The sequence below is a fragment of the Vibrio genomosp. F10 str. 9ZD137 genome (assembly GCF_049974785.1).
Taxonomy (GTDB): domain Bacteria; phylum Pseudomonadota; class Gammaproteobacteria; order Enterobacterales; family Vibrionaceae; genus Vibrio.
Genome location: NZ_JBNGCJ010001032.1, coordinates 1 through 9,563 on the forward strand (window position 1 = coordinate 1; position 9,563 = coordinate 9,563).

Consider the following 9,563-nt stretch of genomic DNA (forward strand, 5'->3'; position numbering starts at 1 on the left):
GCTCATGGCGATGAAACCACCTCTAAAGTCGTTGGTCGCGCCATTGGGGATATTCGACTTCCACCGGGTACAACCATAGGTGCCATTGTTCGCGGAGAAGAAGTACTCATCGCCCACGATAGAACCATCATCGAGCAAGACGACCACGTTGTGATGTTCTTGGTTGACAAAAAATACGTTCCCGACGTAGAAGCACTATTCCAACCAAGTGCATTTTTCTTATAGATATCGTGGCGACTAGGAGCATCATTGAATGGTAAACCTGCGTCCCATACTCTTTGTCATAGGGCTACTTTTATCAAAGCTAGCCCTATTTATGTACATCCCGACTCTCGTTGCCTTTTTTACTGGTACTGCTGGTTTTTGGGAGTTTGGTCAGTCGATATTGATTACCCATTTTGTGGCTTTTTTGTGCTTATCACTGGGTCGGACGGCGACGTTTAAACTCAGTGTTCGTGATATGTTCCTCATCACTAGCCTCGTCTGGACGATCGCCAGTGCGTTTGCCGCTCTCCCCTTTGTGTTTATTAACCACATTAGTTTCACCGATGCCTACTTCGAAACCATGTCTGGGATTACCACTACGGGATCCACCGTATTAAGTGGCCTGGATACCATGGCACCTAGCATTTTATTATGGCGCTCTATATTGCAGTGGTTAGGCGGCGTTGGATTTATTGTCATGGCGGTCGCTGTTCTGCCGATGCTCAATGTCGGTGGCATGAAGCTATTCCAAACCGAGTCCTCCGATTGGTCCGATAAAAGCAGCCCTAGGGCCAAAACCGTGGCAAAAAATATCGTGATTGTTTACCTGACGCTAACCCTGTTGTGTTGTATTGGGTTTGTTGTCACGGGTATGTCACTGTTTGAAGCGATTAATCATGCCTTTACCACCTTATCCACCGGTGGGTATTCCACCTCTGATGGTTCGATGAATAGCTTCTCTCATGGGTCGCATTGGGTAGCAACGCTGTTTATGTTTTTGGGGGGGTTACCATTTTTGCTCTTCGTCACCGCATTAAAAAAACGTAAGCCTGATGTACTGTTACAAGACTCTCAAGCAAGAGGCTTTACCTATCTATTCCTAATTTCTAGCTTCGTTGTTGCCTTATGGCTGGTCGTGAGAGATGGATATTCGAGCATAGATGCCCTTCGTGTTGCGATGTTCAATATCGTCTCTGTTGTCACGACGACTGGGTTTGGTTTAGAAGATTTCACCGCATGGGGCGCACTTCCTACCACTCTCTTCGCGTTTTTAATGATGGCGGGCGCGTGTTCTGGGTCAACCTCAGGAGGGATTAAAGTCTTCCGGTTTCAGATTGCGATAGCGCTACTGAATAAACAGATGATGAAACTTATTCACCCTAATGGAGTGTTTGTTCAGCGCTACAACCAGCGCCCGGTGAACGACGATATTGTTCGCTCTGTCGTCTCATTTGGCTTGATGTTCTTCATTACCATTATCTTCATTGCCGCAGGGCTAAGTACAATGGGGCTTGACCCTATCACCAGCATTTCAGGTTCCATTACTGCAGTCGCCAATGTCGGGCCGGGAATGGGTTCTGTCATTGGCCCAACGGGTAATTTCGCTCCGTTACCCGATGCCGCTAAATGGTTATTAAGCTTTGGCATGTTAATGGGAAGGTTGGAGATTTTAACTCTGCTCGTGCTATTTTTCCCAGCATTCTGGAGAAGTTAACGGTTTAGTGTATTCCTGTTTATTCAAATTCCGACTGATTCCAACCCTTGCTGATTAAAACCCCTGAGACAAAATAGCCACAGCCTCCTATGGCCTAACCTTATGAAGAAACAGGAACCACATACAGATATATAGAAAGAAAGTGGCACACGCACCCTGCTAAAACAAACACATGCCAAATGGCATGATTATAAGGAATGCGTTTAATGGCATAAAACACCACACCGAGTGAGTAGACAATCCCGCCTGCGGCAAGCAAGATTAGCCCCTCGACTTCAATGCTGATAGCCAATTGATAGATAACGACTAACGACAGCCACCCCATGGCTAAATAAGTCACCAATGATAACTTTTCAAACCTGTAAACAAAAAACAGCTTGGCGATAACACCGAACAAGGCAATGAACCAAATGACGGCCATCAACCCAATCGCAAGTGGCGTTCGAAGACTTACCAGTAAGTAAGGGGTATAGCTGCCGGCAATCAGCAAATAAATCGCACAGTGATCAAAGGTTTTTAACCAACGTTTAGCTTTAGGGGAAGGGATAGAGTGATACAAGGTTGACGCCAGAAAAAGCACAACAATGCTCGCGCCATAAACAGCCATACTCACTAGAGTCAGCGTATCACCTTGAGCATGAATCGATTTATGCAGTAGGAGTCCTAAACCGACGATGCCAAAAAGCACACCAAGGCCATGGGTTATTGCATTTGCCTGTTCTTCACGGACGGAATATTCCGAGCTAACTGCAGAGTTCATGAGCGACTAACCAAAGTAGAAATTCAATAATCGGCAGTATCGCACATTTAAGCTTACACTTGTAAGCTTAAATAATTATCCACGCTTAACAGCTCTCTTCTAAAAACGCGAGAACCTGTCTCCCTGCCAGTTCCGGATTGGTTCCGATAGGAATAGATAACTCACGTTTTAATTCCCCCAACCCAAGCAAGCTTGCCAACATACCTTTTGCACCTTTGCGATTTCGATCCACTTCAAACCAAAGTTTCAACTCGCTTTCTGTATGGTGCGCAACGATTTCAACTTCACGCCAGCGCCCATGGTAAGGACCTGTCGTAGGTACAAATTCGAACTCTTGGACAAAGGGTAATTCAAAGCCTTTGACCGCCTCACACTCCACTTGCCTAATTCTTAGTCCTTGCTCTTCGAGTGCCGTAAAAATCCCATCCATTAACGGGTCGGGCCTCACCGTCAAAATATCTTTGTCCGTGGGATCGATCGACATCGAAATATCCAGACCGGTTTCCAACCACACTTTCGCATCCCCGATGGTCACTGGGGTATTAAGTGGGACGTCTAGTTCAACGTTAAAATCTCGCTCTTCACCTGATTTTATCGTGAATGCATAGGGCAACGTCCACTCGGCTAATGTGTGTGTTTTATTGACACGACGAGTACGCTGGCCTTCAGAATTTTTTCCAGGCTCAGTCGTTACCTCTTCGACATATCGACAGCACAGCTTTAGCTCAATATTATCAATTTCTTGTTCACTTGAACCGCCATAGACATGAATGGTCACGTTGACGCCTTGACCAGGGTACAACACTTCTTGTTGCAACACCGAATCAACCTTGGCTGAACCGATACCAAAACTTGCGAGGGTTTTCTTGAAAAATGACATACACACCTCCTTGATGAGTATCCATAGTAACCACGAATCGAGTCTTAACTCAATCGCCCCACTAGCGTTTTTCCTACTTCCGTCCTGAAAAGACCCGTCAAATTGTTAGCCTCTATTTCAATCACATTTTTATCATAAAAAAACCACACAAAAACTGTTTATATATCGACCAACCCACAAGTTGGTGCTAATCTATTTTTTGATGTGCTTGCATATCACAACTCCTGAGTCGTTATTTGGATTGGCGAGAGCCAGAAGAGCCACCCTTCAAGCAATTGAAGCTCAACTCATAACGGCTTAGGCCATTAAATTGGCAATGGATATGCCTGGCAGTTAGGTTAATCAATGCGCCCAACACCCGTCAGGTTTGCGCACTCAAATCGCAGTGCGTCTCGTCGTCGTAGTGGCTTTGCTACTGCTCCGACAGCAAGACAGGCAACACCCGTGATGACTTTGGCAGAGAAGACAGCAAGAACGGTGTCAGACCCTACTAAAGAAACAAAAGCGGCTTAATAAAAAGCGCAGTACTCACTGCGCTTTTTTGTACCTAAAATCGACCAACCCTAGATTTAAACGTGATATTTGATACATTAGATCTCATAAAATGATAACCGTGAGATGAAATAGTGAAGTGCCATAGAATTGAAGAATTAGTCGAGCTTCTCGAGCCTGAATGGCAAAAAGACCAGCAGCTGAACTTATTACAATTTATTGTAAAATTAGCGAAAGAAGCTGGTTATGAAGGCAAACTCGACGACCTCACTGACGACGTGCTTATTTACCATCTAAAAATGCGTAATAGCGATAAATCAGACATGATTCCAGGATTAAAGAAAGACCAAGAAAATGATTTTAAAGAGGCGATTCTACGCGCCCGAGGCATCATCAAATAACGTATTTTCCTTCCTTGTGATCTTAGCGACCGACCATCCGGTCGCTTTTTTATTCCCTTTAAGGCTAACCCACCATAAAACAGGCACATTTTGTTATGAAGTGTGGTTAATGTTAAACAATTGAATCCACAATCCACTGTATAATAACCCGCCACTTAGCGCCCAGGCGTTTAAAATACGTCTCAGCAAACAAGATGCATTTGCAAAAGCGTTAATTTGCGAGCAACGCTAATTTACAAACAAAAGTATTGACCAACCAAAATGCAATGTCGATAGAGCATGAGCAGCAGAACCCATGCCTAGCAGCCCAAAGAAAAGGATGACTTCATGAGTCAGGACAAGATCGATGTTAAGGATATCACTCCCAAAACATATAACCCCAAGACCCATAAAGGGAAACAAGATCGCTTCAACCCAAGCAATCGCATCTATGTTCGAGAAAGCAAAGGGGTATTTCAGCAACTACGCCGCTATGGGGGCTGGTTTTTACTCGCGCTATTCACTCTGATTCCGTGGATACCTTACGGAGAACGCCAGGCGATCCTGCTCGATATTGCCAGCCAGCAGTTTAACTTCTTTGGCACCACACTCTACCCACAAGATCTCACGCTCCTCGCCTTGCTCTTTATGATTGCGGCATTTGGGCTGTTTTTTATCACCACTTTTTTAGGTCGAGTCTGGTGTGGTTACCTTTGCCCACAAACCGTTTGGACTTTTATGTACATCTGGTTTGAAGAAAAACTCGAAGGCAGCGCCAACAAGCGGCGTAAACAAGATTCAGGAAAGCTCACTGGGAAAATACTGTTTCGAAAAATATTAAAGCATTGCGCTTGGATCGCCATCGCTCTTGCAACAGGTTTAACCTTTGTCGGGTACTTTATTCCGGTCAAAGAATTGGTTGTCGATTTCTTCACCTTTAGTGGCACTTTTTGGCCTGTATTTTGGGTGATTTTCTTCGCCGCATGTACTTATGCGAATGCCGGTTGGATGCGCTCCATTGTGTGTATCCACATGTGTCCTTATGCTCGTTTTCAATCAGCGATGTTCGACAAAGATACCTTCATTGTCGGCTACGATAGCAAGCGAGGTGAAGAGCGCGGCCCACGAGCACGTAAAGCCGATCCAAAAGAATTGGGATTAGGTGACTGTATCGATTGTGACCTTTGTGTTCAGGTTTGCCCTACGGGTATTGATATCCGTGACGGTCTGCAATACGAATGCATTAACTGCGGCGCATGTATTGATGCTTGCGATCAAACCATGGAGCGCATGAAATACAAAAAAGGTCTCATTAGCTATACCACGGAACACCAATTGGCGGGCAATAAGACCGATATCATGCGGCCAAAACTGATTGGTTACGGCTTGGTTCTTGTTGTGATGATTGGATTATTCTTTGTGCAAATCGCCAGTGTCGATCCTGCGGGACTCAGTGTTATTCGTGACCGAAGTGAGCTGTTCAGAGAAAACAACGTCGGTGAAATTGAAAATACTTACACCTTGAAGATCATCAATAAAACACAACAGACGCAGCGTTACCAACTGGAAGTCACCGGCTTAACCGATGCGACTTGGTACGGTCGCCAAACGGTTCAGGTGAAACCAGGGGAAGTACTCAACCTGCCAATGAGCTTAGGAGTCAATCCTGACAACTTAACCTCATCTGTCACGACGATTCAGTTTATACTGTCTGACAATGACGACTTCAGTATTGAAGTAGAAAGTCGATTTATTAAGAAGCTTTAATCGATATTCTCACTCTTACACTAAGGAAAAGGCTCAGTTAATGAGCCTTTTTATTTTATGACCGAAAAAGCCTTTAATTTTAATGCCCTGACACCCGATTTCATGTGGTACGCATTAGAGAGTATCGGTATTCGTGCCGAGTCTGGTTTCTTGCCTCTTAACAGCTACGAAAACCGTGTGTACCAATTCACCGATGAAGAACGTCAACGCTATGTTGTGAAGTTCTATCGACCTGAGCGATGGAGCGAACTGCAAATCCAAGAAGAGCACGACTTTACCCTAGAACTGCACGACGCCGAAGTGCCGGTCGCACCGCCATGTCGAATTAACGGTCATACTCTACATCAATACCAAGGCTACCTATTTGCATTGTTTGTGAGTGTAGGCGGAAGACAATTCGAAGTGGATAACTTGGATCAACTGGAAGGCGTGGGTCGCTTTCTTGGTCGCATTCACCAAGTTGGGCAGCAGCGCACATTTGCTCATCGACCGACGATCAGCCTAGATGAATATTTGCATCAGCCGAAGAAGCTGTTGGAAAATTCGACCTTTATTCCAATGCACCTTGAGAACGCTTTTTTCAGCGATCTTGACCTGTTAATTTCTCGATTAGAAGCACAATGGCAGCCTAACGTCGATATTATTCGCCTACACGGAGACTGCCATCCTGGCAATATTCTATGGCGAGATGGCCCAATGTTTGTCGACCTCGATGACGCTCGAAATGGCCCTGCTGTTCAAGATTTATGGATGCTTCTCAGTGGCGATAGAACAGAAAAATTGGCTCAACTGGACATCGTTTTAGAAGCTTATCAAGAGTTTTGTGATTTTGATCACTCGCAGCTGAAACTTATTGAGCCTTTGCGTGGTCTACGAATGGTCTACTATATGGCTTGGTTGGCAAAAAGGTGGCAAGATCCGGCTTTTCCCATCGCTTTTCCTTGGTTTAATGACCCAAAATACTGGGAAAGCCAAGTCTTAGGCTTTAAAGAACAAATTGCGGCGCTGAGTGAACCGTCATTATCACTCACACCACAATGGTAATGGCATTTGCCTTATAATTAGAATATGGAGATAACAATGAAGAAGCTGTTTGCAATTTTCGCAACCCTAATGCTGAGTATTACAGCTCACGCGGCACAGTTTGAAGAAGGAACACACTATAAAGTGCTCGATCTTGAGCCTTCAAAAAAGCCGATAGTCACGGAGTTTTTCTCTTTCTACTGCCCTCACTGTAATTCACTGGAACCTGTTATTGAACAAATGAAACAACAGCTACCAGAAGACGCTAAGCTACTGAAAAGCCATGTTTCATTCATGGGCGGATCAATGGGTAAACCGGTCAGTAAAGCGTATGCCACGATGATCGCTCTAAAAGTCGAAGACAAAATGGTCCCAGTCCTTTTTAATCGCATCCATAACATGGGCAAGCCACCCAAAAATGAAGAAGAGTTGCGCCAAATATTCTTGGATGAAGGCGTTGATGGCAAGAAATACGACGCGGCATATAATGGTTTTGCCGTCGATTCCATGGTTCGCCGTTTTGATAAACAGTTTCAAGACAGTGGCCTAACTGGTGTCCCTGCTCTCGTGGTCAATAACCGCTACCTTGTTCAAGCTCAGTCAATCAAAACGACGACGGAATACTTCGAACTAGTGAATTACTTGCTGACCAAGTAGTTTTACCACCACAGAATCACCATCCAATGAAAGAGAACATAGTGCGTTCTCTTTTTTTATTAAAAAACGCTATAAGTACATAAATCATAACGTATAGTAGAAGCTCTTGTTCAGGTGATGGAGAACCTAATGAAAGCCAGCTATATCTTACTTTTTACCTTACTGACTGCCGCCCCTACTTACGCCAAACTGGGCTCTAGCAATGGGTTTAGCGGAGAGATCTCTCTCAATACTGGGTATATCTCCACTCAATCGCATCTCAATACCAACGCTAATGCCATTCTAACCGGTTTAGATCAAACCGCAGAAACCGATGACACAGTGATTGTTGCCCCGCTAGGTAATCTTGCCTATACATTCGGCCGATCAAACCAACAGGTCTATTTTGGTACGACTCGTGATGATATCGCGATAGGGACACTTGCCTTACAATTGGGTTATAAATATCAATTCCCTTCGAGAATGACAGTAGACATCGCCTACCTTCCAACGGTCATGTCGGGCAGTGAGTGGCAGAATCCTTACGAGACCACAACGGCACGCCAAGAAACCGATGTCGACGGTAACGCTTATCGATTAAAGCTGTCGAATATTGGAGGGAGCTTATTCTCTCTCGACATGGCCTACGCTGATAAAGAGGTTGAGCAGGATGCCCTGGTCAATACCGCATTAGCTCGTGACGCCAAAACCTTTCTCATCAAAGGGCAAGTAAGAATTCCTCTAAGCCGCACGACCATGCTGCTGCCTGCCATCGCGTATATTGAAAGCGATGCACAAGGGGAAGCCAATTCTTACCAGGGGTACCGAGGTGAACTGAGTCTGTTTCAATCAATCGGTGAGCATAACATCGCTTTAACCGCGGCCTATTCTCAGCATGACTATCAAGCGGGTAATCACTTATTTGGAAATCAAATACGTAACGATGATGGATTGAAATTTTTTGTCGCCTATGAATACCAAAACTTGATGGGCTGGCAAAATTGGTCTTTCATTTCTTTCGTTGGGTATAGCCAAACCGATGCAAATATTAACTTTTATGATGAATCTCAAAGCATCGTAACACTGGGGGTTAACTACAAATTCTAATCTCTAGATCATAAATTAGAACCGCCATAAACATCAGGTTATGGCGGATTAATGATCGCGACACATCTTTAAAATAAGATAACCTATTATGTTATGCCGCCTTGTTAACCATCTTCTTAGACCGCTTGTAAGGTCAGCTGCTTTAACAATCGATCCATCGCTCGATACCCAAGCGCCTCTGCTAAGTGAGGCTTCTCTATTCTCTCTGCACCGTCGAGATCGGCAATGGTTCGAGCGACCTTAATGATCCGATGATAAGCACGAATAGAAAGACCAAGGCGATGCAAAGCGGTTTCTAAAAACTGAGCATCGACTTTTTCCAACGGGCAATATTGATCGATATCTCGGCTACCAAGCAGCGCATTAACCACGCCACTTCGCTCATGCATTCGTTCTCTGGCGATTTTCACTCGTTGTTTTACCACCTCAGTAGGCTCACCTCTGTCTCCACCTTCTGTAAGAACGCCTTTGGGTAGCACTGGAATTTCTATCGACATATCAAACCGATCAAGCAGTGGACCAGAAAGTCGACTCAAGTAGCGCAGAATCAATTGAGGATTGGTACGCGTATGACTTCCCTCGTAATAACCAGTAGGACTTGGGTTTAACGCCCCAACCAATTGAAAGCGAGCTGGGAAACGGGTTTTTCCTTGAGCGCGAGAAATCACGATCTCACCCGACTCCAAAGGTTCTCGCAATGAATCGAGCACTTTTCTTTCAAATTCGGGCATTTCATCCAAAAAGAGTAACCCGTTATGGGCTAAAGAAATCTCTCCGGGCCGAGGAATCGAGCCTCCCCCCACCAGCGCCGCCATCGAG

The 9,563-nt window shown here is 44.9% G+C and carries 11 protein-coding genes; 8 read left to right on the forward strand and 3 right to left on the reverse strand.

Annotated elements, in window-relative coordinates; all coding sequences use genetic code 11:
* On the forward strand, positions 1-225 hold a 225-nt coding region (locus tag ACP45E_RS21940), incomplete at its 5' end, for a TrkA C-terminal domain-containing protein (protein WP_277815739.1).
* A 28-nt stretch (positions 226-253) separates the two neighbouring features.
* On the forward strand, positions 254-1,699 hold the full coding sequence (locus ACP45E_RS21945) for a TrkH family potassium uptake protein (protein WP_017034336.1): 1,446 nt from the start codon (positions 254-256) through the stop codon (positions 1,697-1,699).
* Positions 1,700-1,799: 100 nt separating this feature from the next.
* On the opposite strand, the gene trhA is transcribed toward ACP45E_RS21945, so the two are convergent.
* Both trhA and ACP45E_RS21955 read right to left on the reverse strand, forming a co-directional pair.
* Positions 1,800-2,459 carry a PAQR family membrane homeostasis protein TrhA gene (gene trhA, locus ACP45E_RS21950; RefSeq protein ID WP_017038339.1) on the reverse strand — a complete coding sequence of 220 codons (660 nt, stop codon included), beginning with the start codon at positions 2,457-2,459 and terminating at the stop codon, positions 1,800-1,802.
* Positions 2,460-2,544: 85 nt separating this feature from the next.
* Complete coding sequence (locus ACP45E_RS21955; RefSeq protein ID WP_017034338.1) at positions 2,545-3,339, reverse strand: sporulation protein; 795 nt, start codon at positions 3,337-3,339, stop codon at positions 2,545-2,547.
* 345 nt (positions 3,340-3,684) lie between these two features.
* Here ACP45E_RS21955 and ACP45E_RS21960 point away from each other — a divergent pair, with 345 nt between their 5' ends.
* The 6 genes from ACP45E_RS21960 to ACP45E_RS21985 all read left to right on the forward strand — a co-directional run bounded on the left by ACP45E_RS21960 (position 3,685) and on the right by ACP45E_RS21985 (position 8,744).
* A complete protein-coding gene (locus tag ACP45E_RS21960) occupies positions 3,685-3,852 on the forward strand; it encodes a hypothetical protein (protein WP_170746653.1) in 168 nt (55 codons plus the stop codon).
* A gap of 113 nt (positions 3,853-3,965) precedes the next feature.
* On the forward strand, positions 3,966-4,232 hold the full coding sequence (locus ACP45E_RS21965; protein WP_017034339.1) for a YihD family protein: 267 nt from the start codon (positions 3,966-3,968) through the stop codon (positions 4,230-4,232).
* Positions 4,233-4,559: 327 nt separating this feature from the next.
* Positions 4,560-5,978 carry a cytochrome c oxidase accessory protein CcoG gene (gene ccoG / locus ACP45E_RS21970; RefSeq protein WP_017034340.1) on the forward strand — a complete coding sequence of 473 codons (1,419 nt, stop codon included), beginning with the start codon at positions 4,560-4,562 and terminating at the stop codon, positions 5,976-5,978.
* A gap of 57 nt (positions 5,979-6,035) precedes the next feature.
* Positions 6,036-7,022: a serine/threonine protein kinase gene (locus ACP45E_RS21975; protein ID WP_017034341.1), complete on the forward strand. Its 987-nt coding sequence runs from the start codon at positions 6,036-6,038 to the stop codon at positions 7,020-7,022.
* Positions 7,023-7,058: 36 nt separating this feature from the next.
* Positions 7,059-7,658 carry a thiol:disulfide interchange protein DsbA/DsbL gene (locus ACP45E_RS21980; RefSeq protein WP_017034342.1) on the forward strand — a complete coding sequence of 200 codons (600 nt, stop codon included), beginning with the start codon at positions 7,059-7,061 and terminating at the stop codon, positions 7,656-7,658.
* Positions 7,659-7,787: 129 nt separating this feature from the next.
* Positions 7,788-8,744, forward strand: coding sequence for a DUF2860 domain-containing protein (locus ACP45E_RS21985; RefSeq protein WP_017038340.1), 957 nt, complete (start codon positions 7,788-7,790; stop codon positions 8,742-8,744).
* A gap of 116 nt (positions 8,745-8,860) precedes the next feature.
* Here ACP45E_RS21985 and ACP45E_RS21990 read toward each other — a convergent pair.
* Positions 8,861-9,563: ATP-binding protein (locus ACP45E_RS21990; protein ID WP_141707487.1), on the reverse strand; the 703-nt coding region annotated here is incomplete at its 5' end.

Coding starts and splice junctions, on each gene's coding strand:
- ACP45E_RS21945 (WP_017034336.1), top strand. CDS start 254: ATGGTAAACCTGCGTCCCATACTCTTTGTCATAGGGCTACTTTTATCA.
- trhA (WP_017038339.1), bottom strand. CDS start 2,459: ATGAACTCTGCAGTTAGCTCGGAATATTCCGTCCGTGAAGAACAGGCA.
- ACP45E_RS21955 (WP_017034338.1), bottom strand. CDS start 3,339: ATGTCATTTTTCAAGAAAACCCTCGCAAGTTTTGGTATCGGTTCAGCC.
- ACP45E_RS21960 (WP_170746653.1), top strand. CDS start 3,685: ATGCGCCCAACACCCGTCAGGTTTGCGCACTCAAATCGCAGTGCGTCT.
- ccoG (WP_017034340.1), top strand. CDS start 4,560: ATGAGTCAGGACAAGATCGATGTTAAGGATATCACTCCCAAAACATAT.
- ACP45E_RS21975 (WP_017034341.1), top strand. CDS start 6,036: ATGACCGAAAAAGCCTTTAATTTTAATGCCCTGACACCCGATTTCATG.
- ACP45E_RS21980 (WP_017034342.1), top strand. CDS start 7,059: ATGAAGAAGCTGTTTGCAATTTTCGCAACCCTAATGCTGAGTATTACA.
- ACP45E_RS21985 (WP_017038340.1), top strand. CDS start 7,788: ATGAAAGCCAGCTATATCTTACTTTTTACCTTACTGACTGCCGCCCCT.